The organism is Micromonospora sp. NPDC049645 (genome assembly GCF_040675155.1).
In the GTDB taxonomy this organism is placed as follows: domain Bacteria; phylum Actinomycetota; class Actinomycetes; order Mycobacteriales; family Micromonosporaceae; genus Micromonospora.
This window is the reverse complement of record NZ_JBFAOI010000001.1, coordinates 1,160,397-1,186,454: the sequence shown is the minus strand read 5'-3', so window position 1 is coordinate 1,186,454 and position 26,058 is coordinate 1,160,397. Positions and strand designations below refer to the sequence as shown.

Genomic DNA, 26,058 nt, shown 5'->3' with positions numbered 1-26,058 from the left:
CCTGTCGAACGATGTCTGCGCCGACCCTCCACCTTACGCGCGTCGGCGACGGGCAGCGGGGCACGGTCCGCGGACAGCGCACGGGGCGGTCGGTGATGGACGGTTTCCCGCCCACGTCCCGCCCGCCCCGCGCATCCCCCCGGTTTGGTTCCCCCGCACGTTCTCGGACCGTCGTCGCGATAACGCTGCGTACTCATAGAGTCACACTGAGACAAGGTGGCGTCAAGCTATTCCGGGAAAGTCGGACTTGCGCCGTTCCGGTGCGAGGTCAGCGGAGCCCGGACGTCGCCACGTACGCCAGACCGGCACCGTCGATCCGCAACGGCTCGCCGGCGGCCGTACCGATCGCCGCCTCGCCGGACACCATCGTCAACGCGCCGGCGCCGTCGTCCACGGTGATCGAACCGCCGGCGCAGAGCACCACCCGGGGGCCGGGCAGCGGCAGCGTCACCGAGGGCACCGCCGGGTCGACCCGCACCCGGTGCAGCGCGAAGTCGTCCACCGGCACCGGCCACCAGTCCACACCCGGGCCGACCGGCTGCGCGGCCCGCACCGGATCGTCGAGCACCTCGAAGCGCAACACCCGCAACAACTCGTCGACGTCCACCCGTTTCGGGGTCAGACCGCCGCGCAGCACGTTGTCGCTGGCCGCCATGATCTCCACGCCGCAACCGCTCAGGTAGGCGTGCAGGTTGCCGGCGGGCATCCAGATCGCCTCCCCCGGCACCAGCCGCACGTGGTGCAACAGCAGCGCGACCAGCGCTCCCGGATCCCCCGGGTACGCCTGGGCCAGCCGGCGGGTCAGCTCCGCGTCCGGGCCGTCGGCCGACGATGCCAGCACGGTGGCCAGCAACTCGTGCCGCCTCGCGACCGGCCAGCCGAGCAGCGTCCGCACCGCCGTCCGCAACCCCGCCGGCCCGGCCCGCAACGCGGTGACCACCGGCGTCAGCTCCGGTACGCCGAACGCCGCCAGCGCCTCGGCCGACAGCGATGGATCCCGGAAACCGCACAGCGCCTCGAACGGGGTGAGCGCGACCAACAGCTCCGGCTTGTGGTGCGGGTCGGAGTAGTTGCGCTGCTCCTCGGGCCGCCCCGCCTCCGCCGCGTAGCCGACCCGCGCCTGCTCGGCGTCCGGGTGGGCCTGCAGACTCAGCGGAGCGTCGGCCGCGAGCACCTTGAGCAGGAACGGCAGCCGATCACCGAACCGCTCGGAGACCCGCTGACCGAGCCACTGGTCGGGTTCGTCCCGCACCAGGTCGCAGAGGCTCACCCGCTGACCGGCGCGGTCCACCCGGGCCGGGGCGCCCGGGTGGGCGCCCAACCACAGCTCCGCCTCCGGGCCCACGCTCGGCACTTCTCGCCCCTGCAGGAGGGCGATGGCCGAGCGTGAGCCCCAGGCGTAGTCGCGGATCGGCCCGTACAGTGGCTCCACCCGTCAACCCCCGGGTCGCCCGGCCGCCTCGCCCGACGCGTCCTGCGGCTGCGGCACGGCGGTGTCGGCAGCGGCACCCGTGCCGGCCTCGGCGGCGGCGACGCTGTAGACGTCCGGCTCCAGGTAGATCACTCGGGCGATCGGCACCGCGGCGCGGATCCGCGCCTCGACGGCGTTGATGCCGCGCGCCAGTTCGTGGGCGCTCTCCCACTCCGGAACGGCGATCTTCGCGGCCACCATCAGCTCTTCCGGCCCCAGGTAGAGGGTCTTCATGTGGATGATCCGCTCCACCTCGGGGCCGTCGGTGACGGCCCGCTCGATGGTGGCCAGCTCGGACGCCTCGGCGCCCTCACCCAGCAGCAGGCTCTTCGTCTCGATGGCCAGCACGACGGCGATGACGACCAGCAGGATGCCGATCATCGCGGTGCCGGCGGCGTCCCACCGGCCGTTACCGGTGATCAGCGTCATGGTGACGCCGAACAGGGCGAACACCAGACCGACGAGCGCGCCGAAGTCCTCCAGGAGCACGACCGGCAGCTCCGGGGCCTTGGCCCGGCGGATGAAACGCACCCAGGACTGCTTGCCCCGGACGTGGTTGGACTCCTTGATGGCGGTCCGGAAGGAGAACGACTCCAGGACAATCGCCACCACCAGAACGACCACCGGCAGCCAGTGCCAGGACTCGATGCCGCCCTCGTGGCCCCACTTGTGGTACGCCTCGTACAGCGCGAACAGACCACCGATGCTGAACAGCACGATGGACACGATGAACGCGTAGATGTAGCGCTCCCGGCCGTACCCGAACGGGTGTTCCGGGGTGGCCGCCCGCTTCGCCCGTTTGCCGCCGAGCAGCAGGAGGCCCTGGTTGCCGGAGTCGGCGACCGAGTGCACCGCCTCGGCCAGCATCGACGACGAGCCGGAGAGCAGGAACGCAACGAACTTGGTGACGGCGATGCCGATGTTGGCCAGCAGGGCGGCGACAATCGCCTTCGTCCCACCGTTGGCGCTCATGCCACCGCTCCGCTTCGCCGCACGAAGCCGCCCGGTTCGCGCATGGCGCGCCGCCCCCTACGTTGGTTCACTGGTTCGACAGCTCCTTCATCTCGGTGATGGCCGGCACGGCCATCGGGTCCAGTCCGTGTGCCAGAGCAAGGTAGATCGAGGCGAAGTCCGGTACGGCGATCAGCGACGCCAGCCGCTCCAGCGCGGAACCGCCCTCGGCGGTCACCACGTCGCACCGCACGCCACGACGCTCCGCGAGCGTCTGCACCGCGTCCGCACGGCGCTCCTCGACGGCGAGCGGCTCGTCGGTGTCGTCCTCGGCGTTGAGCCCGCCGTCGCGCAGCAGCACCAGCCGCAGCCGGGTGCCCTCGCCGTCGTCCTCGGCCGGGTCGGCGAAGATGTCCCGCTCCCCCTCGGCCAGGCCGCCGAAGACGCCGTCGAGCAGCCCGACCCGGCCCCGCCCGGCCTCACCGAGCGCTCCGGTGACCACCGGGTAGCGGGCGTTGGCCGACAGCGTGTCGCCGAACCGGCGGGCGGCCACCGTGGCCAGCGGGGACGAGCCCCAGACGATCGGGATCGAGCCGGCCAGGCCCAGCGCCAGTGACTTCGCCGGATTGACGAAGGACTCGGCGGCGGACCGGCAGCGGTCGGCGTCCGCGTCGAGCCGGGCCGCGGTCTCCGCCAGGTCCGCCTCGTTGACCTTCACGAGACCGAGGGAACGGGCGGCGAGCAGGACCGGCACGGTGAGCGCCCAGAGGCTGGCGCGGGCCGGGGCACGCCGGGGCACGGGGATGAACGGCGCCCGGGCCTGCTCGGCGATCGACTGCAACTGCGAGTCCGGAGCGCCCACGGCTACCAGTCGGGCGCCACGGCGGTGCGCGGCCTCGGCGGCGCCGAGTGCCTCCGGGCTGCGTCCGGACGCGCTCACCGCGATCACCACGTCGGCCGCGCCCACCCAACCGGGCACGCCGGCGCTGCGGTGCCCGATGATCGGGACCGGGCAACGTGGCCCGGCGACGGTGGCCAGCACGTCCCCGGTGCGCCCCGCGGTGCCGATGCCGGCGATCACCACGGCTCGGGGACGCCCGTCGTCGGCGAGCACCGCCAGATTCGCCTCGGCTGCCAGGGCGGCGCTCTCCCGGACCTGCGCACCGGCCGACGCCGTGTGTCGGAGCATGCCGCCCGGGTCGGCCTCGGCCAACGCCTCCGGGTTGTCGAGCAGGGCCTCGTCGGCGTCGCGGCGTCCGCTGACCCCGGCCGTACCGTCGATCATGACGGCTGCCCGGGGCCGCCGCGTGCCTCGTCGAGCAGCAGCACCGGCACGTCGTCGCGGACCTCGAAGATCCGGCCGCACTCCGTGCAGGTCAACGTCTGCGCCTCGGCATCGTAGGTGAGAGGGGCGTGGTGCGTGTCCGGACAGGCGAGGATCTCGAGCAACTGCGGATCCAGGGCCATGGCACGGCTCCTTCCACGTGTGCGGCTTGACCGGCGGCGGTGCCGACCGGCGCAGGCGATCTTATCGGCGAACGCGGTCGAGCACGTCGTCCCGGAGCGAGACCATCCGATCCCGGGTGGGCGCCTCGACGTTGAGCCGCAGCAGCGGCTCCGTGTTGGAGGCACGCAGGTTGAACCAGGCGCCGTCGGGAAAGCGCAGCGTGAGCCCGTCCATCTCGTCGGCCACCGCGTCGGGGTACGCGGCGCGCACCTCGGCCACCGCCGCCGCCTGGTCGACAACCGTCGAGTTGATCTCACCGGAGGCGATGTAGCGCTCGTACTCACCGGCCAGCACGGACAGCGGCAGCGACTGCTCGCCCAGCGCGGCCAACGTGTGCATCGCCGCGAGCATCCCGGTGTCGGCGAACCAGAAGTCCCGGAAGTAGTAGTGCGCGGAGTGTTCGCCGCCGAAGACGGCGTTGGTGCGGGCCATCTCGGCCTTGATGAAGGAGTGCCCGACCCGGGCGACGACCGGCTCCCCGCCGTGCTCGCGGATGATCTCCGCGACCGCGCTGGAGGTGATCAGGCCGTGGATCACCGTGGACCCCGGGTGCTTGGCCAGCTCACGGGCCGCGACGAGAGCGGTGATCGCCGACGGCGAGACCGGCTCGCCGCGCTCGTCCACCACGAAGCACCTGTCGGCGTCACCGTCGAAGGCCAACCCGATGTCGGCCCCGTGCTCGACCACCGCGCGCTGGAGGTCGACCAGGTTCGCCGGGTCCAGTGGGTTGGCCTCGTGGTTGGGGAAACTGCCGTCCAGCTCGAAGTAGAGCGGCACGATCTCCAGTGGCAGCGGCGACAGGGCCGCGTCGCCCAGCACGGTCGGAACCGTGTAGCCACCCATGCCGTTGCCGGCGTCGACCACCACCTTCAACGGCCGGATGCCTGAGAGGTCGACCAGCTTGCGCAGGTAGCCGGCGTAGTCGGGGAGCAGGTCGCGCCGCTCGGCCGGCCGGGTCGGCGCACCGGCCGGACGGGCGTCGCCCGAATCCAGGAGGGCCTGGGCCCGCTCCCGGATCTCGGCCAGACCGCTCTCCTGCCCGATCGGGCGGGCGCCGGAGCGGCACATCTTGATGCCGTTGTACTGCGCGGGGTTGTGGCTGGCGGTGAACATCGCGCCGGGCAGGTCGAGCGAGCCGGACGCGTAGTAGAGCAGGTCGGTGGAGGCGAGGCCGATCTCCAGCACCGAGCGCCCCTCGGCGCGTACGCCGGTGGCGAACGCGGCGGCCAGACCGGGCGAGGTGGCCCGCATGTCGTACCCGACGACCACCGCGTCGCCCGGCTCGTCGGTGGCGTTGAGCAGCTGGGTGAAAGCGGCTCCCAGCGCCTCGGCGACCCGCTCGTCCCACTGGTCCGGCACCGTCCCTCGGACGTCGTACGCCTTCACAATCTGGGACAGATCAGACACGTGTTCCACTCCTTGGCCGCGGGTTAGACACCGATCCTGAGCCTAACGGAGGGGCCGGGCCGTACCCCGCTCAGCCGGGCAGCCGGGGTATGAAGACGGTGTGACCGTCGCCGTCGGCGGGCGGGACGCCGGGCGGTTGCCGGCCCTCGGGGCGCCCCGGCATTGGCTGCGTCGCCTCCGGCGCCGGGGCGGGATTGTCCGGCCGAGCACCGTAGACCCCACCGGCGGCGGGTCGTGGCGACGGCACCGTGCCCCAACCGGCGGCCGGTGGCTGCTGCCCGTACACCTGGCCGGGGCGACCTGGCGCGGCCGGCGACCCACCCCCGGCGCGGTAGGTGGTGCCGCCCGGGTTGCCCGGCAGGATGCCGGGCTCGTCGTCGGCCGGCTTCCGGTCCTGTCGCGAGCGGCGGAACAGCAGCACGATGAGGAGCAGACCGACCGCCACCAGCACGATGCCGAAGAACATCACCGGCGACCCTCCTCCGGACGATCCGGCGGCCGTCGCCGTGGTGTCGGGTGGGCTGGACACGCCGGCCAGCGCCGCCGGGTTCACCGCCTCGTCGACGGTCGCGGCCTCGGTCGGGCTCGGGGTGGGCGTCGGCTTCTTCGACGGCGTCGGAGTGGGCGACGGGGTGACCCGCCCGCCGGTCAGCCGCGCCGCGTCGGAGGCGTGGCCCAGCATCTGTCCGTCGGCGCGCAGACCCGCGCCCGTGACGACGAGCCGGCCGGCCGGGGCGTTGGCGGCGAACGCCACCCGGTAGCGCACGGTGATGCCCTTGCCCTTGCACAGGGTCGGCTTCAACGGCGACGTCTGTGCGGTCGACACGTTGCCGGCACCGCCGCTGACCGCGACCGGGAACCAGCGTCCGCCCGCGTTGACCTCGACCGCCACCTGGTTCGGTTGGAGACCGTCGAGTTGGAAGCCCAGCGCGGTACGCAGCAGGACGCACCCGTCGGTGCGCTTGCGGACCGCGACGTTCACCCCCTGGGCGGAGCCTCCGGCGGCGAAGCTGCTGGCCGCACCCACCCGGACCGAGTCGTCGTCGGCCAACGCGGGTGATGCGCCGAGCAGCACCAGGCCGCCCGCCAGACCGCAGACCGCCGCGAGCCGCGCCACGCGTCGACGCACTGTCATGATCACCTCACCGTTCTCCCCGGGTGGGGTCCGCGGGTCAGGCTACTACCGGCCCGCCCACCCCACCGGTCATAGAGCGGCCCAGATGTGTGCGGCGTTACGGTTTGCGGCCCGCCCCGCCGACCTGCGGTTGGCCCTGCTGACCAGCCGATCAGTCGGCCCGTTCGGCGGCGGTGCCTCTGCCGGCGACCGGTGTGCCGGCAGCCCGTTCGGCTTCGGTGAGGGCGTCGCGGCAGAGCCGGTCGGCGGTGCGGGTGGTCTCCGGCAGGCGGTAGCGGGGGGTCAACGCGAGCACCTGCGCGGTCGCGTTCTCCAGACCCATTCGGTGCCCGACGCTGACGAAGACCGGCTTCACCCCGTCCCGGGTCCGCAACACGCGGCCAACGACGTCCCCGCCGTCGCGCAACGGCGACCAGGCGCCCCGCTCAACCGCCGGTGGCTCCCACGTCCCCACCAGTGGCGTCTTGCCCACCCCGATCGTGGGCAACCCGGTGACCACCCCGAGATGGCAGGCCAGCCCGAACCGGCGCGGATGAGCCAGCCCGTGCCCGTCGCAGACCAGCAGGTCCGGAATGACGGTCAGGCGGTCGAGCGCCCCCAGCAACGCGGGCAACTCACGGAACGCGAACAACCCCGGCACGTAGCCGAACGCCGGCCGCCCCACCCCGACCGCGGAATCCACCACGGCCAACGTCCGGGCGTCCAGGACCGTCACGGCCGCCGCCAGAAGGTCACCACCCTCGGCGTACGCGACGTCCAGGCCAGCCACCGTAGCCGGAGCGCTCGGACCCGGCCCGACCAGGTCGACCAACGGCCGCAACTCCTCCTGTACGGCCACCGCCTCGGCAACACTGCCCGGCCCCGCGCCGACGTCACCCCCGACACCCGCCACGCCCGGCACGCCCGCGCCCGCCACGCCCGCGCCCGCCACGCCCCGCACGCCCGCGCCCGCCACGCCCGCGCCCGCCACGCCCGCAGCTCGCGCCGCGCGCGCAGCTCGCCATGATCCACTCGGCATCATGAAAGTCGGGCTATCCTCCAGCCCTGGATGCCCCGACATCAATGAACCCGAGTCGATCACCCCTGGCGTTAGACATCGGCGCCGTCCACGCTGGCCCGGTCGTCCACGCTGGCCCGGTCGTCCGGGCCGCCCTGGGCAGGGCCACCCTCGGCCCGGCCGCGCATCGCACCGAGGCCGAGCGCGAAGGCGATGCCGAGGGCGACACCGAAGGCGACGCCACCCTTCGCCCCGAACACGGGAATGCCGATCGCCAGGCCGATCAGGATGCCAGCCGGCCAGGCCCAGAGGTGGGAACTGGTGCTCTGCGCGGATCTCGCCATGCGTCGATCCTATTCGGCCGCACCAGCGCCGACCGCCTCCCACGACACACCCCGGTCAGGCAAGGTCCAACTCGTCGCGGGCCTCCTCGACCCACCGGCCAATCCCGTGCGCGCCGCTGTCGGCCGCGAGCCTGGTCGCCTCGTCGAGCAACTCACGGGCAGCCTCCCGATCGCCGTCGCTCGCGGCCAGATCCGCCAGACCGATCAGGTTCGCCGCGACACCCGCGGTGAAGGACAACTTCCGGCGCAACCGGGTCGACTCCATCAGCAGTTCCCGCGCTTCACCAACACGACCGGCGGCCTGCTCACCGAAGCACAGGTGCCGCAGCACGTACGACAGCGTCAGCTCATCCCCCGCGTCGGTAGCCAACTCGCGCGCCCGGGCGAAGGCCGGGTCGGCGCTCGCCTGGTCCTGCCGAATCACCTGGTGGACCGTGCCCACCCAGAACAGCGACTCGCCCTCACCACGGGCGTCACCCAACTCCCGGTAGAACTCGGCCGCCCGCTCGAACAGCGGCAGCTCCGCCGCGTCCTCCAACCCGATGGCGAGGAAACGCGCGTGCAGGATCTTTCCCCGGGCCAGCGCGACATCGGCGTCCAGCGCGGCAAGCTCACGCTCCGCCTCGTCCAGGGGCTTCGCGTCACCACCGAAGACCGCCTGCTCGTACCGCTCCTGCGCCCGCACCAACCGAGCGTCAAGTCCTTCGACCGTCATCGACCTGCCCTTTCCGCTATCCATCCACGAAGCATGCCTATTCAGCTCTCGCTATGCCGGGGTCCGCGCCGGGGTCACCCGCCGGCCTTGAACATTGCGCGGATCGAACCTTCGTCAGGCAACTTCTGACCGTCGGTGACTGCTTCGACTACCGCCTCAGCCTCAGCACGACTCACGCTCTTGTAGCGGTCCGCATTCCGATAGTCATCGAGAAAGCGCACCACGAGTCCGGGATCGTAGGCCCACGCTCGAGCGCGATGATCCCAGAGAACAGCCTGACCCAGTCCGGCGTCCATGATGAAGAGCCCCGCCGGCCCGCTCTGCTCGTCAATCCGGTAGATCACGTAGTAGCTCAACAATCTCGGGCTCCAACTCTTCTGCGACATGCGGCGCTACGGGGAAGTCACGAGACCTTAGCCCCAGCCCATGCACAACCTGCGCGAGGCTCGTCTCTTGCCGAGTCAGCCAGGCGCGGTACTCCCGCCAGGCGTCAGAGTTCTGACTGATCCACTTGGCGAAGGTGGCGTCCTTGGCCGGGAAACGAAGATCGAGCCCACCTGGCAGCGCGTCCGGCAGGCCGCGGGCACGGTTCGCACTGAGCATCCGCAAAAGGGCGTCGACCCGTCGTTCGGCACCGTTCGACGGACGCCGCAGAACTTCGTACTCCCCATGGGTTGCCAGCCACGCCTCGCGTGACGCCGGGGTATGCAGCTGCAACTCGATCAGGATTCCGTCAGACGAACGGAGTGTGCAGTTCAGTCCGTAAAATCGATTTCCCTGCTGCCAGAAGTTCTTACAGGCCGAAGTGGGCACTGAGAAGCCAGCGTCAGCCAGGCCGGCAAGAACCAGGTCAACGGCATCGCTGTATTGCCGACCCGACGGCAGCTCGAGACAAAATCTCAGGGAATCATTGACGTTCGCCGCAAAGTCAGCTACGCCGATTATGGCTACGCGGGCCTCGTCGAGGTACTTCCGCACCAGCGAATCCAGCCCCTTGACACGATATTCGCGGTCCCGCAGCCGAATCGGGTCGCTGAGCCCGAGCGCGTCGGTCACGTTCCGCCCAACCTGGGCCAGAGCACCCTCGACCCGGTCAGCGGCACCCAGGGCGCGCTCGCGCAGTTCGGTCAGCGTCGCCAACTCCACTGTCGTGAGCTGGGCGAGATCGGCGATCGGTCGAGGAACGTCGCTCGAAGCAGCCTCGCCGTTACCCGCACTCGCCGAGCCGGGGCCGTCGAGGAGGAGGTGCATGCGGTTGATGTACGGGTCTCCGTGGCTGCCGTTGTCGTGTGTCGGCGGGTGATCGGGCAGGTCGGGCCGCTCGCTGAAGCGGCCCCGGGGCAGTCCGCCGAGCGGCATCGGTCGGCCGTCCCCGCTCAGCACCAGCGCGTCGATGCCGACCACACCGGGGTAGAGCGGCCGGTCCCGGACCACACCGTTCTGCGGGTCCACGTAGAGCACGGTGCCGTTCTGGTTGAGCGCCACCCAGGCGTGGGAGCCTCCGTGCGCCCACTCGGTGATCATGAACGCGTAGCTGCCGTGGCCGCCCAGCAACAGTTGGTCGTGCAGGTTGCGGTAGCCCCGGTCGGCGGCCTGCCGGGCCTGTTCGGCGTTCGGGAGCTGGCCGGAGTGCGGGGTGAGAAGTTGCTGGAAGCGCCCGCCGGTCACGTCCTCGACCCGGCCCGGGCCGCCCGCCTCGCCACGGATCGGGCGCCGGGTGTCACCGTCCAGGTAGCCGTCGAAGGTACGCGGCGCCGACACGCGTGGCCGCCCGTGCACCCACGTCTCGAACAGCGACAACGTGCAGTCCAGGCAGTTGATGCCCCGGGTGGCGTCGGCCGCGGGACCACCGTCGTTCAGGAGCCGGAACCAGCCGCCCTGTCGGGGGTCGGCGGTGCGGGTCACGGTGCCGTCCGGGTCGCGGGGCATCTGCCGTTCGACGTCGACCTGGTGCAGGGCGAGCGGTGGACGCAGTCCTCCGGGCCGCCCGTACGGCCGGGAGTCGTCGATCGGCGGTGGGTGGCGGTCGCCGGTGAGCCTGGATGCGCCGGAGGTCTCCACCGCGCCGAGCGCGAGCGCGCCCACGTCCCGGTTGGCGTGCTCGAACGTGGCCGCGCCGATGTCCACGACGGCGGGCGCCGTGGCGCCGACCAGCACCGCGTCTGCCAGGTCACGCCACTGGGCGTACGCGCGAGCCTCGTCGTTCGCGGCACGCTGCCAGCCGTCTGACCACTGCCGGTTGCCGGCCTGGTGTAACTGTCGGGCGTAGGTGGCGTACTCGACGGCCCGGCGATCGTGCTCTGCCGCCCGGGCGCGCAGTCGGGCGGCCTCGGCCTGCCGGCGGTTGGCCTCGAACCCGGTCCGCTGCGCTTCGTAGTGGCCCTGGTAGCGCTGCCGCTCGGCGGCTTCGGCCGCGGCGGCCCACTGCGCCGCGTACGACTCGTCGGTCTCGGTTTCGCGCATCGACGGGGCACCGAACGCGGCCACGTCGACGGGGACCGACGCCCTGCCCCGCGCCGGATGCCGGGGCGCTCGCAGCTCCCGCGTCGGCACGGCGAATCGGCCCACCGCGGGCGCGGTGGAGGTGACCGGCGGCCAGCCGTTGGTGGTGGTCGAGGCACCGGACGTGACCGGCGTGGCCAGGCCGGGTGCGAAGGTCGGTGCGGACGAGCCGGTCGCCGGTGACCATGCGGTCGGTGCGGAGGCGCTGGTGTGCGGCGAGTTGCCGGGGTGGCCCGGTGCGACACCGGTGGGGGCCGACCCGCTGGTCGATTCGACAGCGCCGGCCACGGGCGCGGTCACCGCCGACAGTCTCGGATCAGCAGCCGCCCACGGCCCTGGGTCGGTGGCCCTCGCCGACAGGCCCGGATCAGCAGCCGTTGACGACAGGCCCAGATCGGACGCCACCACCGAGAGCGCCGAATCGGGCGAGCGCGGGTGGGGTATGCCCGCCCCCACCGGCCCGTCCATCGACGGCATCGCCTCGGAGGGACGGGTCGAACGGTCCGCCGCGTCCACGTCGGACACCGAGCCAACCGGCAGCGGCGACGCCGTTGTCACATCGGAGCTGACGGGGGGCGTCAGGCCGGCTCCCCCCGACTCCACGGCGGCCGAGGACGTCATCGCCGGGGCGAGCTGGTCCAGCGATGCCGTGGTCGCGGTCGAAACCGAGCCCGGACCGCCCGAATCCGAGACCAGACCACCCGACGCCGGAACCACACCACCCGACGCCGCGCCACCACTGCCGCCCGCCGCAGACGCCGCACCCACCGCAGCCGCGGCATCCGGCGCCGACCCGACATCCAGGGCAGTCCCGACACCCGGGGCAGTCCCGACAGCCGGGTCGGCAGACCCGGCGACGGGCGCCACGGACGGAAGGGACGGACCCGCGAACGACGCCCCGGTGAGGGCATTGGCCTGCGCGTCGAGCCGGGCACGTAGCGCGTGGTCGGTCTGGCCGGTCGCCGAGCCGGTAGCTCCGGACGCGGCCGCACGCGCCACGTCCTCCATGGAGGTCAGGCCCTGACCGGTGGCCATGCTGGCCGCGCTCTCGGCGAGCACCTCGCCGGTCATCTCCCGCCCCAGGTGCTCCCCGACCCGGGCGGCTCGCCCGGTCGCGTGCCGGCCCAGACCGGCCAGCGGAGCCACCGCCCCGCCGGCGAGCCCGCCGACCGCCGAGGCACCGAGATCGGTCAGGTCCAGCCCGTGCGCACGCCCGGTGGAGTTCTGGTACGCCTGGGTGGCCAGGGTGACCCCGGCCTCCTCGGTGGCCTCCTCCAGCCCTTCGCGGGTGGCCCGTTTGGCGAGCCCTCGAACGCCGCCCCGGGTGGCCTCCTTGGCGGCCCGCTCACCGGCCTCCTTGAGCCCATGCTTGAGGGATTTGCTGGCCAGTTGGCCCATCAGCCGCTTGAATATCTGTTGAACCAGCAGCCGCGTCGCGGTGATCGCCGCGCCGGCCGCCGGGGTCGCGGCGCCTGCGGTCAACACCGCCGCCACCGCCACGGTGAGCAACTCGATGACCAGGATGCCCAGCTCGATCCAGACTTCCAGCTTGGCGCCCTCGATGTCGCAGCCGCACTCCTCGACCAGTCGCCCCAGGTCGGCCGTGACCGCGAGCAGCACGGGCAGCGGCGCGTCGGCGTCCTCGGCGATCCTCCGCCAGGCTGCCTCGAACGCCGCGTCGACCGTGCCGACACCGCCGTACCCGCTGCGCACCTCGGCGGCCGCCGCGGCGGCGTCGCTGTGTGGCCCGGCGAGCACCGAGGCGACGGCGTACCACTGGTCGGCGACGTCCCAGACGGCCCGCTCGTCGCCCTCCGGCCACTGCACGCCGACCACCCAGTCGAGGGCCTCGTAGATCCAGCCGGGCACGTCCCACGGTGCGTAGTCCAGCGGGTGCGGGATGGGACTCGGCAGCGCACTCATCTAGATCGTCGGCCGTCAGCGCTGGTCGGCGGCCCGACCGAGCCGGGTGGCGTTGGCCGCGTCGGTCTGCACGCTCGCGTCGACGGCCTCGACCACGTCGCCGCCCAGCTCGGTGAGCCGGTGCCCGACCCCCGCCCAGGCCCGCAGCACGGTCTGCTCGAACCCGCGGTAGTTGCGCTCGAACGCGGCGCCGATGTCGTCGCGGCCCCACGGCCTGACGCCGCTGGCGGCCTCGATCGCGCCACCCTCGGCGGCACGGCGCGCCGTCACCGCCTCGCCGGCGAGCGCGAGGTCGGCGCCGCCCCGACGGGCGCGCAGCGGATCGAGCCAGAGCTGCCCGTCGGTCATGTCGTCCCCTCACCCTTGCCGAGCACGGCGTCGGCCCGGCCGAGCAGCGCGGCGTAGTCACCGGTCTTGAGGAAGTCCATCGACCCGGAGCCGGCCGGCATGCTCTCGGCGACGAGGTCGCGGGTGGCGTCGGCGGCGGCGGTCGCGGCGGCCCGGATCGTTTCGGTGATTTTTCGGCTGAGCGCCGGGGCGTCCCGGTCCCGGTAGACGGCCGGCGTCAGCTCGACCTCGATCACCTGGCCCTGCGCACCGACGGTCGCCGTCACCTGCCCGTCGGGCGACCGGCGGGTCACCCGCAGCGCGGCGAGTCGCGCCTGGAGGGTATCCAAACCGGACCTGAGCTGCTGATATTGCCCGTAGACGTCGTCGAATCGGGCCCGCAGGTCGCGATTGACGCCCCGGTCCGCCTGTTCGGCCACCGCCGCCCCTCCCGTCACCGTCGGTAGAGCGAAACAATACCGGCCGCCATCGATCCGTGTAGTCCGGTAGTTTCAATGCGTGATCGAGCGTCAACAGGCCGAGCAGCTCGCAGCCACCTGGGCCCGCCGCGACTCGCAGCGCCTCGGCCACGAGTGCACCGCGATGGTCGACGAGTTCGACCTCGGCTACGTCATCACGTCCGTCGTGCCCACCGACGTACGCACGGTGCCGGGTGACCTGCCGACGACCGTCATCGACAAGCAGACCGGCAAGGTCAGCACCTGGCCCCGGGTGCCGAGCACGGTGGTGGCGGAGATGTACCGGCGCAGCCAGCCGACCGGGCCGACCGCTCCCCGCACGGTCGACCCGTCGAGTCTGCTGCTGCGGGAGATCCACCGGGGCTCCACCCCGAACACCGAGGCGCATCTGACCGTCGACGGGCGGATCTGGACGGCCCAGGGCACGAGGGCCGAGGTGCCACTCAACCATCACCCGCTGGTCCGCGACTATCTCCACCAATTGCCCCCGGGCGAGCTGGTTCGCGGCGGGGAGGCGCACGCCGAGCTGATCGTGGTCTCCGACGTCCTGCATGAGTACGATCACCGCCGCGCCGCCGAGGGCATCGCGCCGATGGGTCGGGCCGAGGCAGCCGCGCTGCTGGAGGACGCCCGCTTCGAGGTCTTCCGGGTCCGCGAACCGGGTGATCCCGCTGGTGGGCCCGCCGAGCTGCCGTGCGACTCGTGCATCAGTTTCCTGGTGCGGGCCAACGTCCTGCCGGAGGCGGCCCGCGCCTACACCGAGCCCTGGCACGCGCCGGAGGCCCCCGACCCCGATCCCGGGCGCTTCCCGGCGGAGGTCGCCAACGCGCTGGTCGCGGCCGGGTGGCGACCACACATCGGCGATCAGATCATGGCCGCCGCGGCGGTACGGGACGTCACCGCGGTGTCCGGGGTGAACCATCAGCACACGGTGTTCCCGGCCGCCGTGGAGGCGCTGACCGCGTTCCCCAGCCTGGTCGGTGCGCGGCGCGGGCGGGGTGAGCAGGTGTGGATTTCCCGCTTCGACATCCGTCCGCACACCATCGCGCACACCGCCGACACCCTCGCGGACTTCGGCGCGGTGCTCGGCGTACGTCTCTTTCCGATCGGCACCGAGCAGCAGGACAGCGTCCTGGCGGTGGACGAGCGCGGGCGGGTCTTCGCCCTCGATCAGGCCGGCGAATGGTTCCTCGGCGACACCATCGACGCCGCGCTGACCACCCTGCTGCTGGGCCGCGCTCCCGCCCGGGTCCGCGACGACGGCACCTGGCAGGCCGACTAGCGCGGCACCTAGAGCGGGAGGCCGGTCAGCACCATGACCCGGGGTTCGGTGTAGTCGTCCATCGCGCTGCGCAGCCCCTCCCGGCCGACGCCGCTGCCCTTCACCCCGCCGTACGGCATCTGGTCGGCGCGGTACGACGGCACGTCACCGACGATCACCCCGCCCACCTCCAGCGTGCGGGCGGCGGCGAAGGCCACGTCCAGGCGCCGGGTGAACACGCCGGCCTGCAAGCCGTACGCCGAATCGTTGACGGCGGTGAACGCGGCCTGGTCGTCGGTGACCGGGGCGACCACCAGCACCGGCCCGAAGACCTCCTCGGCGACGACCTTGGCGCCGGCCGGCACGCCGCTGAGCACGGTCGGGGGGTAGGTAGCACCGTCGCGGAGGCCGCCCACCTCGACGGTGCCGCCGGCGGCGACCGCTTCGGCCACCCACGTCTCGACCCGGCGTGCCGCGTCCTCGGACACCATCGGCCCGACGTCGGTCAGCTCGGACGCCGGGTCGCCGGTACGCAGCCCCCGCACCGCCGCCACCAGCCGGGGCAGGAAGTCGGCGTGCAGCGCGTGCTGCACGTACACCCGTTGCACGGCGATGCACGACTGGCCGGCCTGGTAGTTGGCGAACGTCGCGATGCGTTGCGCGGCGAAGTCCAGGTCCTCGTCGGAGGTCCAGTCCGCACAGATCACCGCGGCGGCGTTGCCGCCCAGCTCCAGCGTCACGTGCTTCTCCGAAGCCGCCCGGCGGATGGCCGCGCCGACCGGCCCGGACCCGGTGAACGACACCACCGGCAGCCGCGGGTCGGTGACCAGCTCGGCGGCGCGGTCGTTGGGCAGCGGCAGCACCGAGAACATCCCGATCGGAAGGTCGGTCTCGGCCAGCAACTCGCCGAGCAGCAACGCGGACAGCGGCGTCGCGGGCGCCGGCTTGACAATGATCGGCGCACCGACGGCGATGGCCGGCGCCACCTTGTGGGCGACGAGGTTGAGCGGGAAGTTGAACGGCGTGATGCCCAGCACCGGGCCTCTCGGCACCCTGCGGACCAGGGCGATCCGCCCGTCGGCGGCCGGGTCGGTGTCGAGCCGTTGCAGCTCCCCGGAGAACCGTCGGGCCTCCTCGGCGGCCCACCGGAAGGTGGAGACGGCCCGTCCGACCTCGGCGCGGGCCCACTTGAGCGGCTTGCCGTTCTCCGCGGTGATGAGGGCGGCGACTTCGGCGGCGCGCTCGGCGAGCCGCCGGGACACGTGGTCCAGGGCCGCCGCGCGGGCGTGCGCGGGCAGAGCCGCGGCCTGCGCGGCCACCCCGGCCGCCGCCGCGAGAGCGGCGTCGACCTGCTCGGGCGTGGCACATGTGGTACGCCCCACCGGCCGGCCGTCGTACGGGTGGTGGATGGTCAGCTCACCCTCGCCGGTGGCGGGGCGGGAGGCGACGAAGAAGGGTGCGGGCTCCACGCCGAGCAGCGTAGCCGGTTGGGTTGTCGACGGAAACAGTCGCGACAACCCTTGTCTGCCGCGAATTCGGTAGCGAAGATGGCAGAGAGATTGCGATAACCGCCGCAGACCGCGCCCCCGGCCCCCTCGGAGTGATCCCGTCATGAGTGACCAGCAGCAGCTGCGCAACTTCGTCAACGGCTCCTACGTCGACCCGGCCGACGGCGGCTACGCCGACCTGGTCGACCCGTGCACGGGCGAGGTGTTCGCCCAGGCCCCGGTCTCCGGCGCCGCCGACGTGGACGCGGCGATGAACGCCGCCGCCACCGCGTTCGAGAGCTGGCGGGACGTCACCCCCGCCGAGCGGCAGCGGGCGATGCTCAAGCTCGCCGACGCCGTGGAGGCGCGGGCCGCCGAGCTGGTCGACGCCGAGGTGCGCAACACCGGAAAGCCACGCCAGCTCACCGCCGACGAGGAGCTTCCCCCGGCGGTGGACCATTTCCGGTTCTTCGCCGGCGCGGCCCGGATGTTGGAGGGGCGGTCCGCCGGGGAGTACCTGGCCGGGCACACCTCGTACGTGCGGCGGGAGCCGATCGGCGTGTGCGCGCAGGTCACCCCCTGGAACTACCCGCTGATGATGGCGGTCTGGAAGATCGCCCCGGCGCTCGCCGCCGGCAACACGGTGGTGCTCAAGCCGTCGGACACCACGCCGGTGTCGACGCTGCTGCTCGCCGAGATCGCCGCCGAGTTCTTCCCGCCGGGGGTGTTCAACGTGGTCTGCGGCGACCGGGACACCGGTCGTACCCTCGTGTCGCACCCGACCCCGCAGCTGGTGTCGATCACCGGCTCGACCCGCGCGGGCATGGAGGTCGCCGCCGCGGCGGCCCCGGACCTGAAGCGGACCCACCTGGAGCTGGGCGGCAAGGCCCCGGTGGTGGTCTTCGACGACGCGGACGTCGCGGCGGCGGCGGAGGCCATCGCGCTGGGTGGTTACTTCAACGCCGGGCAGGACTGCACCGCGGCCACCCGGGTGCTGGCCGGTCCGGGCGTCCACGACGACTTCGTGGCGGCGCTCGCCGAGCAGGCCCGCAACACGAAGACCGGCGCGCCGGACGACGCCGACGTGCTCTACGGTCCGCTGAACAACGCCAACCAGCTCTCCCGGGTCAGCGGCTTCGTCGACCGGCTGCCGGAGCACGCGGCGGTCCAGACCGGTGGGGCCCGGCAGGGCGAGCGGGGCTACTTCTACGCGCCGACGGTGGTCTCCGGGCTGCGTCAGGCCGACGAGATCATCCAGGACGAGGTGTTCGGGCCGGTCATCACCGTGCAGCGCTTCTCCGACGAGGACGAGGCGGTGCGCTGGGCCAACGGCGTCGACTACGGCCTGTCCGCCTCGGTGTGGACGAGGGACCACGGCCGGGCGATGCGGATGACCCGGCGACTCGACTTTGGCTGCGTCTGGGTCAACACCCACATCCCGTTCGTCTCGGAGATGCCACACGGTGGCTTCAAGCACTCCGGGCACGGCAAGGACCTCTCGGTCTACAGCCTGGAGGACTACACCCGGATCAAGCACGTCATGCACAACCTGGGCAGCTGACCCGTGAGCGCGAGGAGTGAGCCGGGTTTGCGAGCCCCGCGGTCGCGAACGGTAGGCGGTGCTGCGCCGTCGAGCGCGGAGCTGCACGAACGGCGCGGCGGTGCGGTGGCTCGGGGTGTCGGCAGCGTCATCCCGTCCTACGTGGACCACGCCTCCGGCGGGACGATCACCGACGTCGACGGCCGGGAGTGGATCGACTTCGCCGCCGGCATCGCCGTGACCAGCGTCGGCAACTCCGCCCCACGGGTGGTCGAGGCGGTCCGGGCGCAGGTCGAGCGGTTCACCCACACCTGCTTCATGGTCGCGCCGTACGAGTCGTACGTGGCGGTGTGCGAGCAGCTCAACGCGTTGACGCCCGGTGGGTTCGAGAAGCGCTCCGCGTTGTTCAACTCCGGCGCGGAGGCGGTGGAGAACGCGGTGAAGGTCGCCCGCCACGCCACCGGGCGGCCGGCGGTGGTCGTGTTCGACCACGCGTACCACGGCCGGACCAACCTGACCATGGCGTTGACCGCGAAGAACATGCCGTACAAGCACCGGTTCGGGCCGTTCGCCGGGGAGGTCTACCGGGTGCCGATGTCGTACCCGCTGCGCGACGGCGGGCTCTCCGGCCCGGAGGCGGCGGCACGGGCCATCGAGCTGGTCGAGAAGCAGGTCGGCGCGGAGAACGTCGCCGCGCTGCTGATCGAGCCGATCCAGGGCGAGGGCGGCTTCGTCGTACCCGCGCCGGGTTTCCTGCCCGCGCTGCGTGCCTGGACGACGGCGGCCGGGGTGGTCTTCGTCGCCGACGAGATCCAGACCGGGTTCTGCCGCACCGGCGACTGGTTCGCCTGCCAACACGAGGGCGTCGAACCCGACCTGGTGACCCTGGCCAAGGGCATCGCCGGTGGCCTGCCGCTGGCTGCGGTGACCGGTCGGGCCGAGCTGATGGACGCGGTGCACGTGGGTGGGCTCGGCGGCACGTACGGCGGCAACCCGATCGCCTGCGCCGCCGCGCTGGCCACCATCGAGACCATGCACGAGCTGGACCTGGCCGCCGCGGCGCGACGGATCGAGTCGGTGCTGGTCCCCCGGCTACGGGCCATCGCCGCGCGGGATCCCCGGGTCGCCGAGGTACGCGGCCGGGGCGCGATGCTCGCCGTGGAGCTGGTCCGGCCGGGCACGCTCACCCCCGACCCGGTCGCCACCGCGGCGATCTCGGCGGCCTGTCACGCCGCCGGTCTACTCACCCTGACCTGCGGCACGTACGGCAACGTGCTGCGCTTCCTGCCCCCGCTGGTGATCTCCGACGCCCAGCTCAACCGGGGCGCCGACATCCTCGACGCCGCCTTCGGCTGAGGGGCCGCCTTCGGCTGAGCGGGGAGGGGCCCGGCGCACGGCCCCTCCCCCGACGTCAGCGCAGCACCTCGACCGTGTTGCGGCGCACCAGGTTCTTGCCCGGCTCGCGGATCTGCTCCATCGCGGCGGAGTTGAGCAGCACGCAACTGCCCGACGGCCCGGTCACCGTCACCGTGGTCGCCCGGTTGTTGTCCAGATTGGTCACCCGCAACCGGGTGCCGACCGGGAACTGTCCGCTGGTCGCCGCCGGTCCGGCCGCCTCCTCGAAGAAGGTGATCGCCCCCGAGCAGGCCGAGCGCGGCGCCGGGCCGGGCGCGCCGGGCGAGGCGACGCCGGGGCGGACCGTGCCGGGGGCCGGTGCGCCGACGGGCGGCGCGGCGCCGTCCACCCGCTCCACCACGTTGCGGCGGATCACGTTCTTGCCCGGCTCCCGGACCAGTTCCATGGCGGCCGTGTTGAGCAACACGCAACTGCCCGACGGGCCGGTCACCGTCACCGTGGCCGCCCGGTTGTTGTCCAGATTGGTCACCCGCAACCGGGTCCCCACCGGGAAACGGTCGCTGGTCGCCGCCGGCGCACCGCCCTCCGCGGAGAAGGTGACCGAGCCGGAGCAGACCGACGACCGCGCCGGGGCCGTGTCGGCGAACCCGAAGCTGGTCCCCACCGACACGCCCACCACGGCGAGCACCGCCACACCCGCCGCCAGCACGTGCCTGCGCTGCACCCTCATCGCCGTCACTCCCGTCCTCGGTGGTGTCCTTCCTCCCCTGGTACGGACCGGAGCGCCCTACCGTTCAGCCGGTACGGGTATCGATCGTGCGGCGGCCAGGTCAACCGGCCCGTACCGGGTGCGCGGCGCCCCGGTGATCAGCGCCCAGTAGCGGTCGCCGTACGACCAGTGCCACCACTCGGTCGGGTAGTTCACCATTCCCGCACCGCCGAGCGCGTCCACCAGGATCTGCCGGTGCCACCGGGCGGTGGCGCCGATCGTCGGCGCGTCGGTGAAGCAGGCGTCGGCGCTGTCCTCGGGGGTGGCGTCGATCGCCGTGCCCAGGTCCAGCTCCACACCGTCGGCGGTGCACAGCGTCAGGTCCACCGCGCCGCCGGTGCTGTGCGGCGCCACCTCGACCGGTGAGACGAACTTGGTGGTCTCCCGGTGCAGCCGCTCCGGCGACCAGTCCGGGTGCCGTCGGCGCAGCTCGTCCCGGTAGCCGGTGAAGATGGCCAGCTGCGCCCGGTACGGCCGGTAGCCCTCGACGACCAGCAGGCGCATCCCGGCGGGCAGGGCACGCTGCGCGGCCAGCAGGCGGTCCACCACACCGGCACGCAGCCGGGCGTACGCCCCGGCCGGGTCGGCGGCACGGCCGTCGAGCCGCAGCTCGGGCAGTCCACGCAGGTCAACCAGCGGGTCGCCGTCGTCGGCGCTGGGCACGGCCGCCACCCGGGGATCGGAGAGCAGGATCATCGGACGCTCCCCACCGCGCTCGCCGGCCGTTGCGCGTGCCGGTCGTGGGCCAGCTCGACGAGTCTGTCCACCACCTCCCGGTAGCTGACACCGGCGGCGGCCCACACCTTCGGGTACATCGAGTGCGCGGTGAAGCCGGGCATCGTGTTCAGCTCGTTGACGTACAGCTCGCCGGCCGTCTCGTCGTAGAAGAAGTCGACCCGGGCCAGCCCCCAGCCGCCGATCGCGGCGAACGCGCGTACCGACAGTTCGCGGATCCGCGCGGTCACCTCGTCCGGCAGGACGGCGGGGACGATCATCGGGTCGGCGTCGCCGAAGTACTTCTGCTGGTAGTCGAACCAGCCGCCGGCCACCCGCACCTCGCCCACCGCCGACGCCTCGGGACGCCAGCCGCCGAGCACCGCGCACTCCAACTCCCGCCCGGCGACCCCCTGCTCGACCAGGACGAGCTGGTCGTGGCGGAACGCCTCCCGCACGGCGGCGTCCAGGTCGTCGCCCTCGCCGACCCGGGAGATGCCGATCGAGGAACCCATGCTGGCCGGCTTGACGAAGAGTGGCCGGCTCAGCCCGCGTACCAGCTTCTCCGGGTCCTCGGCCGACCGGTAGGTCTGCGCGTCGAACGCGACGTACGGGGTCACCGGGATGCCCTCGGCGCGCAGCGCACGCTTCATCGCCACCTTGTTCATGCCCACCGCCGAGGCGAGGATGCCGCACCCCACGTACGGCACGTTCAGCGACTCCAGCAGACCCTGCACCACACCGTCCTCACCGAACGGACCGTGCAGCACCGGGAAGACCACGTCGAGTTCGGCGTGCACCGCGCCGGGCGCGTTGGCCGCGCAGACCTGCACGACACCCGGGCGTGGACCGGCCCGCAACTCGACGGCCGGGCCGGTCACCACCAACTGGTCGTCGATGGCCCGCTCGCCGGGCGGCCGGTCGCGCAGCTCGGTCAGCAACGCGTCGGGCAGCAGCCGAAAACCACCGCTGCGGGTGACACCGATGGCGACCGTGCGATAGCCACCGCCGGCGAGTGCCCGGACCACCCCGAGCGCCGAGGCACCGGACACCTCGTGCTCCGCCGACGGCCCGCCGAACAGGATCCCGATCCGAGTCGGCACGCTCACGCCGCCACCCCGTCCGCAGTCGTCACCTCGACGGGCTGCGGACCCAACAACCGGGCCACCAGCGCCGCCTCCACGTTTCCGCCGGTCAGCACCACACCGACCGTCCGCTGCTGGGGCATCCCGTCATACCGACTGATCGGCGTCGCCGTTTCGGGGGCGAGTCGGAGTGCGCCGGCCAGACCCGCCGCCGCGGACGGCTCGGCCAGCACCTTGAGTTCCGCCAGGATCAACCGGAACGCCGCCGCGATCTCGTCGTCGTCGACCCGGACCACCCCGCGCAGGGTGTTCCGCACGATGGCGAACGGCAGCTCCCCCACGCAGGACGGCCGCAGCCCGTCCGCGATGGTCGGCGCCGGGGCGACCGGGACACGAACACCCGCCGCCAGGCTGCGGGCGAGCGAGTCACAGCCCACCGGCTCCACGCCGTACACCTCGATGCCCCTGCCGACGGCGGCCAGGCACGCGCCGGCGACCCCACCGCCGCCGCCGACCGGTACGACGAGCGCGTCCAGCGGCGTGCCCGCGCGCTCGGCCTCCTCGATCAACTCCATGCTGGCCGTGCCCTGCCCGGCGATCACGTCCGGGTGGTCGTACGCGTCGACGACGGCATGACCGCTCTCGTCGCTGAGCCCGGCGGCCACCGCCACCCGCTCCTCGACGGCGGTGCCGGCGAACACCACCCGCGCCCCCGCCGCCCGCGCCCGGTCGACCTTCGTCGGTGCGGCGTCGACCGGCAGCACCACGGTCGCCGAGAGCCCGAACTGCCGCGCCGCCAACGCCACGGCCACCGCGTGGTTGCCGGTGCTCTGCGCGATCACCCCGGTGTGGCCGGCCGCGGCGAGGCGGCCGACCGCGCGCAGCGCGCCGCGCATCTTGTACGAGCCGCCGTTCTGGAGGTTCTCCGCCTTGAGCAGGACCCGCGCTCCGGCGAGTTCGTCGATCACCGGGGACCGCAGCACGGGGGTACGGACCACCCGGCCGGCGAGCCAGCGGGTGGCCTCCTCGACATCGACCCGAGCCTGGTCAACGGTGCGTGACATGGTTTCTCCTTTTCGGGCACACCACGGGCGGGATCCAGCGGTACCTGGACCCCGGTGACGGTGGGTGGAAGCGTTAGGTCACGGTGGGTAGCTGGACGTCGACCCGCAGGCCGCCGTACTCGGCGGGCCGGGCCGCGATGATGCCGTCGTGCGCCTGCGTGATCGAACGGGCGATGGCCAGACCCAGGCCGGCCCCACCGCCCTGCGAGGTCCGGTCCCGGGCAAGCCGGCGGAACGGCTCGAACAGCCCGGCCACCGCCTCGGCCGGTACGGGTTGGCCGGTGTTCACCACGGACAGCGCGGGTACCTGGCCCACCACGACGGTCAGCGAGCCGCCCGCCCGGTTGTACTTGATCCCGTTCTCCACCAGGTTGGTGACCAGGCGCTCCAACAGCACCCGCTCGCCGACGACGACCCGGGGCTCGAGGTGGGTCTCGATGGTGACTTCGGCATCCCGGGCGCGGTCCAGGTACCCCGCGAGCACCGACTCGACGACGGTGTCCAGCCGCTGTGGAATCCGCGAACGCAGGCCCTGGTCGCTTTCGCTGAGCGCCAGCAGGCCCTCGATCAGGCGTTCGTTGCGCTCGTTGGTCTCCAGCAGCTGGCCGGTCAGCAACTCCAACTGTTCGCCGGTGAGCGCCCGGGCCATGCCGACCTCGATGAGCGTCCGCTGCACGGCCAGCGGCGTACGCAGCTCGTGCGAGGCGTTCGCCGCGAACCGCCGCTGCCCCTCGTACCCGGCGGAGACGCGTTCCATCATCTCGTCGATCGCCCGGGACAGCCGGGCCAGTTCGTCGCGGCCCCGGGGCCGGATGCGGTGACCGAGGTTCTGCGGGCCGAGATGCCCGATCGGCCCGGCCAGGTCAGCGACCGGGCGCAGGCACCACACGGCGGCGAACCAGAGCCCCACCAGGGCGGCCACCGTCACCAGCAGCACGGCCACCAGGGGCAGCATGAACGCCCCCGGTCGCACGTCCCGGCACATCGTCGACAACCCGGGCATCGGCAGGTCACAGAACTGCTGCCCCCAGGTCCAGGTCAACCCGGTCAGCCACTTGCCCATCGTCGGCAGCACCGGCCCGGCCAGCAGCGCCAGCAGTCCCACCAGCAGCACGCGACGTCGGGGCGTCCAGCTCACGCCGTACCGCCGATGCGGTAGCCGGCCTTCGGCACGGTGTGGATGATCGCGGGATCGCCGAGCTTCTTGCGCAGGGTCATCACGGTGACCCGTACGGCGTTGGTGAACGGGTCGGCGAACTCGTCCCAGGCCTGCTCCAGCAACTCCTCCGCGCTGACCACCTGACCGTCCGCGCGCAGCAGCACGTGCAGCACCGCGAACTCCTTCGGGCTCAACGCGAGCGGGCGGCCGTCCCGGGTGGCCACGTGCCGGCCCACGTCCAGCACCAGGCCGTCCTGCGCGAGCACCGGCGGCAGCGCCGGCGCGGACCGTCGACCGAGGGCCTGCACCCGGGCCACCAACTCGGCGAAGGCGAACGGCTTGGTCAGGTAGTCGTCCGCGCCGAGGCCGAGACCCTCCACCCGGTCCCGGATGCCGGCCGCCGCGGTGAGCAGCAGCACCCGCGTACCGACCTGCGAGTCGGCGATGCTGCGGCACACCTCGTCGCCGGTGTGCCCGGGCATGTCCCGGTCCAGCACGGCGACGTCGTACCGGTGCACCCCGACCCGCTCCAGCGCACCGTCACCGTCGTAGCAGACGTCGACGGCCATCGAGAGGCGGCGCAGCCCTTCGGCCACCGTGTCCGCCAACAACCGCTCGTCGTCCGCCACCAGCACCCGCACGTCTTCCGCTCCCCCGAGTTCGGCTTGCCCGGCATACCGTCTCAGGCCCGGGTTAAGGGTTCTGTAAGCACCCGCAGCAGCCATCCTCCACGCGAGCGTCCAGTGGGCAAACCACCCCCAGCCAGGAGATGTCGCCTTCGTACCCGCCCCCCACCACCTGCACCCCCCGTCCCCCACAACCCCCACCCCCCACACCGCCGATCTTGCAGTTTCTGTTGCCCAAATGCCCCTTGAAGCCAAATTTGCCGGGACAGAAACTGCAAGATCGGCGGGAGGTAGGGGTGGGGGTGGGGGTGGGGGTGGGGGTGGGGGTGGGGGTGGGGGTGGGGGTGGAGCGGGTTAGGTGAGGGCGGCACGAATGGTGGCTTTGATGTGTTCTGGGCGGCGGTAGAGGTCACGGTCGGTGAAATAGCGCATTCGCCAGCCTGCTGATTGGAGCCAGTTGATGCGCTCTCGGTCGTGCCTGAGCCGGTCACGGTCGAGGTGCGACAGCCCGTCGTACTCGATGCCGATCCGGCGTTCCCGGTAGCCCAGATCGAGCCGGTATAGAGGGATGCCGTGGCGGTCAGCCACCCATAGCTGCGGCTCCGGCGGGGGCAGCCCTCCGTCGATCAGGATCAGCCGCAGTTGGCTTTCCTGTCGGCATTCGGCCCGGCCATCAGCCAGCGGTATGAGTTGCCGGGCCTGGCGTACGCCACGCAGCGCGTTGTGTGCGGCGGCCTCCGCCAGCAGGTCATCCTGGCTGACCGAACCCGACCGGAGCGCAGCGTCGAGGACCGGGAGCGCGTCGAGCCGCCGGACGGCGCGGGCCAGGTCGACTGCACAGCGGGCCGCCGGCACGCAGGGTAGACCTGCGACGAAGACCGGCCGAGCGGGTAGCACCGTCCGGTGGACGACCACACCGGGCAGGCGGGGCTTCGGCGCCTCCGCGGGCAACTGGATGTGGATCAAATCGTCGCGCAGCACCCCGAAGCCGTATCGGCGAGCGGCACTCTGCCTCGCCAACATCGCCCCATCGGGTAGCCGGAGCATCAGAGCACGGATTTCGTCGTCGTCGTCGCAGGGCTTGTCGGCGTAGACCCCTCTGCGCACACGCAGCAGGTCCTCACGATCGAGCCGCGTACGGATCCGCCCGATGGTGAGCTCCCGCATCAGTGCGTCGGTACGCCACAACTGAGTAGCCATGACAGCAGGCTGACCAATCCGGGGCCCCAGGAATGCCCC

At 72.5% G+C, this 26,058-nt stretch carries 24 protein-coding genes; 3 read left to right on the top strand and 21 right to left on the bottom strand.

What is annotated here, in order from left to right; translation table 11 throughout:
- Nucleotides 1–268 precede the first annotated feature (268 nt).
- From manA to AB0J33_RS05510, 13 genes are all read right to left on the bottom strand, one after another.
- A complete protein-coding gene (manA, locus tag AB0J33_RS05570) occupies nt 269–1,432 on the bottom strand; it encodes a mannose-6-phosphate isomerase, class I (RefSeq protein WP_363610110.1) in 1,164 nt (387 codons plus the stop codon).
- A gap of 3 nt (nt 1,433–1,435) precedes the next feature.
- A complete protein-coding gene (locus AB0J33_RS05565) occupies nt 1,436–2,443 on the bottom strand; it encodes a cation diffusion facilitator family transporter (protein WP_363610108.1) in 1,008 nt (335 codons plus the stop codon).
- A gap of 67 nt (nt 2,444–2,510) precedes the next feature.
- A complete protein-coding gene (locus tag AB0J33_RS05560) occupies nt 2,511–3,707 on the bottom strand; it encodes an SIS domain-containing protein (protein ID WP_363610106.1) in 1,197 nt (398 codons plus the stop codon).
- Nucleotides 3,704–3,889 (bottom strand): Trm112 family protein, encoded by a 186-nt coding sequence (locus AB0J33_RS05555; protein ID WP_030490836.1) that lies wholly within the window; start codon nt 3,887–3,889, stop codon nt 3,704–3,706. Before AB0J33_RS05555 ends, AB0J33_RS05560 begins: the two co-directional genes overlap by 4 nt.
- Before the next feature lie 61 nt (nt 3,890–3,950).
- A complete protein-coding gene (locus tag AB0J33_RS05550; RefSeq protein ID WP_363610104.1) occupies nt 3,951–5,336 on the bottom strand; it encodes a phosphomannomutase/phosphoglucomutase in 1,386 nt (461 codons plus the stop codon).
- Nucleotides 5,337–5,406: 70 nt separating this feature from the next.
- Nucleotides 5,407–6,471, bottom strand: a complete 1,065-nt coding sequence (locus AB0J33_RS05545) for a hypothetical protein (RefSeq protein ID WP_363610102.1) — start codon at nt 6,469–6,471, stop codon at nt 5,407–5,409.
- 151 nt (nt 6,472–6,622) lie between these two features.
- Nucleotides 6,623–7,363: an endonuclease V gene (locus AB0J33_RS05540; protein WP_363610260.1), complete on the bottom strand. Its 741-nt coding sequence runs from the start codon at nt 7,361–7,363 to the stop codon at nt 6,623–6,625.
- A 197-nt stretch (nt 7,364–7,560) separates the two neighbouring features.
- On the bottom strand, nt 7,561–7,812 hold the full coding sequence (locus tag AB0J33_RS05535) for a hypothetical protein (protein WP_363610100.1): 252 nt from the start codon (nt 7,810–7,812) through the stop codon (nt 7,561–7,563).
- A 55-nt stretch (nt 7,813–7,867) separates the two neighbouring features.
- Complete coding sequence (locus tag AB0J33_RS05530) at nt 7,868–8,551, bottom strand: tetratricopeptide repeat protein (protein WP_363610098.1); 684 nt, start codon at nt 8,549–8,551, stop codon at nt 7,868–7,870.
- Nucleotides 8,552–8,601: 50 nt separating this feature from the next.
- Complete coding sequence (locus AB0J33_RS05525; RefSeq protein ID WP_363610096.1) at nt 8,602–8,883, bottom strand: hypothetical protein; 282 nt, start codon at nt 8,881–8,883, stop codon at nt 8,602–8,604.
- Nucleotides 8,855–12,952 carry a toxin glutamine deamidase domain-containing protein gene (locus AB0J33_RS05520; protein WP_363610094.1) on the bottom strand — a complete coding sequence of 1,366 codons (4,098 nt, stop codon included), beginning with the start codon at nt 12,950–12,952 and terminating at the stop codon, nt 8,855–8,857. The genes AB0J33_RS05525 and AB0J33_RS05520 overlap by 29 nt, the downstream gene beginning before the upstream one ends.
- Before the next feature lie 15 nt (nt 12,953–12,967).
- Nucleotides 12,968–13,300, bottom strand: coding sequence for a hypothetical protein (locus tag AB0J33_RS05515; RefSeq protein ID WP_363610092.1), 333 nt, complete (start codon nt 13,298–13,300; stop codon nt 12,968–12,970).
- Complete coding sequence (locus AB0J33_RS05510) at nt 13,297–13,719, bottom strand: YbaB/EbfC family nucleoid-associated protein (RefSeq protein ID WP_363610090.1); 423 nt, start codon at nt 13,717–13,719, stop codon at nt 13,297–13,299. The genes AB0J33_RS05515 and AB0J33_RS05510 overlap by 4 nt, the downstream gene beginning before the upstream one ends.
- A 79-nt stretch (nt 13,720–13,798) precedes the next feature.
- Here AB0J33_RS05510 and AB0J33_RS05505 point away from each other — a divergent pair, with 79 nt between their 5' ends.
- Nucleotides 13,799–15,040: an SUKH-3 domain-containing protein gene (locus AB0J33_RS05505; RefSeq protein WP_363610088.1), complete on the top strand. Its 1,242-nt coding sequence runs from the start codon at nt 13,799–13,801 to the stop codon at nt 15,038–15,040.
- Nucleotides 15,041–15,048: 8 nt separating this feature from the next.
- On the opposite strand, the gene AB0J33_RS05500 is transcribed toward AB0J33_RS05505, so the two are convergent.
- The gene (locus AB0J33_RS05500) at nt 15,049–16,488 is read right to left on the bottom strand and encodes an aldehyde dehydrogenase family protein (protein WP_363610086.1); all 1,440 of its coding nucleotides are present in this window, start codon (nt 16,486–16,488) and stop codon (nt 15,049–15,051) included.
- 142 nt (nt 16,489–16,630) lie between these two features.
- Here AB0J33_RS05500 and AB0J33_RS05495 point away from each other — a divergent pair, with 142 nt between their 5' ends.
- Both AB0J33_RS05495 and gabT read left to right on the top strand, forming a co-directional pair.
- A complete protein-coding gene (locus AB0J33_RS05495) occupies nt 16,631–18,067 on the top strand; it encodes a gamma-aminobutyraldehyde dehydrogenase (protein WP_363610084.1) in 1,437 nt (478 codons plus the stop codon).
- A 27-nt stretch (nt 18,068–18,094) separates the two neighbouring features.
- Nucleotides 18,095–19,402 carry a 4-aminobutyrate--2-oxoglutarate transaminase gene (gene gabT, locus AB0J33_RS05490; protein ID WP_363610082.1) on the top strand — a complete coding sequence of 436 codons (1,308 nt, stop codon included), beginning with the start codon at nt 18,095–18,097 and terminating at the stop codon, nt 19,400–19,402.
- Between the two features lie 55 nt (nt 19,403–19,457).
- Here the strand turns inward: gabT and AB0J33_RS05485 are convergent, their stop codons facing one another.
- The 7 genes from AB0J33_RS05485 to AB0J33_RS05455 form a co-directional block, all read right to left on the bottom strand.
- A complete protein-coding gene (locus AB0J33_RS05485; protein WP_363610080.1) occupies nt 19,458–20,132 on the bottom strand; it encodes a hypothetical protein in 675 nt (224 codons plus the stop codon).
- Between the two features lie 57 nt (nt 20,133–20,189).
- Nucleotides 20,190–20,867: a M15 family metallopeptidase gene (locus AB0J33_RS05480; RefSeq protein WP_363610078.1), complete on the bottom strand. Its 678-nt coding sequence runs from the start codon at nt 20,865–20,867 to the stop codon at nt 20,190–20,192.
- The gene (locus AB0J33_RS05475) at nt 20,864–21,994 is read right to left on the bottom strand and encodes a D-alanine--D-alanine ligase family protein (RefSeq protein WP_363610076.1); all 1,131 of its coding nucleotides are present in this window, start codon (nt 21,992–21,994) and stop codon (nt 20,864–20,866) included. Before AB0J33_RS05475 ends, AB0J33_RS05480 begins: the two co-directional genes overlap by 4 nt.
- The gene (locus AB0J33_RS05470) at nt 21,991–23,034 is read right to left on the bottom strand and encodes a pyridoxal-phosphate dependent enzyme (protein WP_363610074.1); all 1,044 of its coding nucleotides are present in this window, start codon (nt 23,032–23,034) and stop codon (nt 21,991–21,993) included. The genes AB0J33_RS05475 and AB0J33_RS05470 overlap by 4 nt, the downstream gene beginning before the upstream one ends.
- Before the next feature lie 73 nt (nt 23,035–23,107).
- Nucleotides 23,108–24,139: an ATP-binding protein gene (locus AB0J33_RS05465; protein ID WP_363610072.1), complete on the bottom strand. Its 1,032-nt coding sequence runs from the start codon at nt 24,137–24,139 to the stop codon at nt 23,108–23,110.
- A 29-nt stretch (nt 24,140–24,168) separates the two neighbouring features.
- Nucleotides 24,169–24,834: a response regulator transcription factor gene (locus tag AB0J33_RS05460; protein ID WP_363610070.1), complete on the bottom strand. Its 666-nt coding sequence runs from the start codon at nt 24,832–24,834 to the stop codon at nt 24,169–24,171.
- Nucleotides 24,835–25,173: 339 nt separating this feature from the next.
- Nucleotides 25,174–25,986: a DUF559 domain-containing protein gene (locus tag AB0J33_RS05455; RefSeq protein ID WP_363610068.1), complete on the bottom strand. Its 813-nt coding sequence runs from the start codon at nt 25,984–25,986 to the stop codon at nt 25,174–25,176.
- Nucleotides 25,987–26,058 lie beyond the last annotated feature (72 nt).

Bases quoted from the DNA above. Each gene is read 5' to 3' on its own strand.
- AB0J33_RS05470 (WP_363610074.1), bottom strand. From the start codon at position 23,034: ATGTCACGCACCGTTGACCAGGCTCGGGTCGATGTCGAGGAGGCCACC.
- AB0J33_RS05535 (WP_363610100.1), bottom strand. From the start codon at position 7,812: ATGGCGAGATCCGCGCAGAGCACCAGTTCCCACCTCTGGGCCTGGCCG.
- AB0J33_RS05485 (WP_363610080.1), bottom strand. From the start codon at position 20,132: ATGAGGGTGCAGCGCAGGCACGTGCTGGCGGCGGGTGTGGCGGTGCTC.
- AB0J33_RS05565 (WP_363610108.1), bottom strand. From the start codon at position 2,443: ATGAGCGCCAACGGTGGGACGAAGGCGATTGTCGCCGCCCTGCTGGCC.
- AB0J33_RS05515 (WP_363610092.1), bottom strand. From the start codon at position 13,300: ATGACCGACGGGCAGCTCTGGCTCGATCCGCTGCGCGCCCGTCGGGGC.
- AB0J33_RS05495 (WP_363610084.1), top strand. From the start codon at position 16,631: ATGAGTGACCAGCAGCAGCTGCGCAACTTCGTCAACGGCTCCTACGTC.
- AB0J33_RS05530 (WP_363610098.1), bottom strand. From the start codon at position 8,551: ATGGATAGCGGAAAGGGCAGGTCGATGACGGTCGAAGGACTTGACGCT.
- AB0J33_RS05555 (WP_030490836.1), bottom strand. From the start codon at position 3,889: ATGGCCCTGGATCCGCAGTTGCTCGAGATCCTCGCCTGTCCGGACACG.
- AB0J33_RS05560 (WP_363610106.1), bottom strand. From the start codon at position 3,707: ATGATCGACGGTACGGCCGGGGTCAGCGGACGCCGCGACGCCGACGAG.
- AB0J33_RS05455 (WP_363610068.1), bottom strand. From the start codon at position 25,986: ATGCGGGAGCTCACCATCGGGCGGATCCGTACGCGGCTCGATCGTGAG.
- AB0J33_RS05480 (WP_363610078.1), bottom strand. From the start codon at position 20,867: ATGATCCTGCTCTCCGATCCCCGGGTGGCGGCCGTGCCCAGCGCCGAC.
- AB0J33_RS05520 (WP_363610094.1), bottom strand. From the start codon at position 12,952: ATGAGTGCGCTGCCGAGTCCCATCCCGCACCCGCTGGACTACGCACCG.
- AB0J33_RS05545 (WP_363610102.1), bottom strand. From the start codon at position 6,471: ATGACAGTGCGTCGACGCGTGGCGCGGCTCGCGGCGGTCTGCGGTCTG.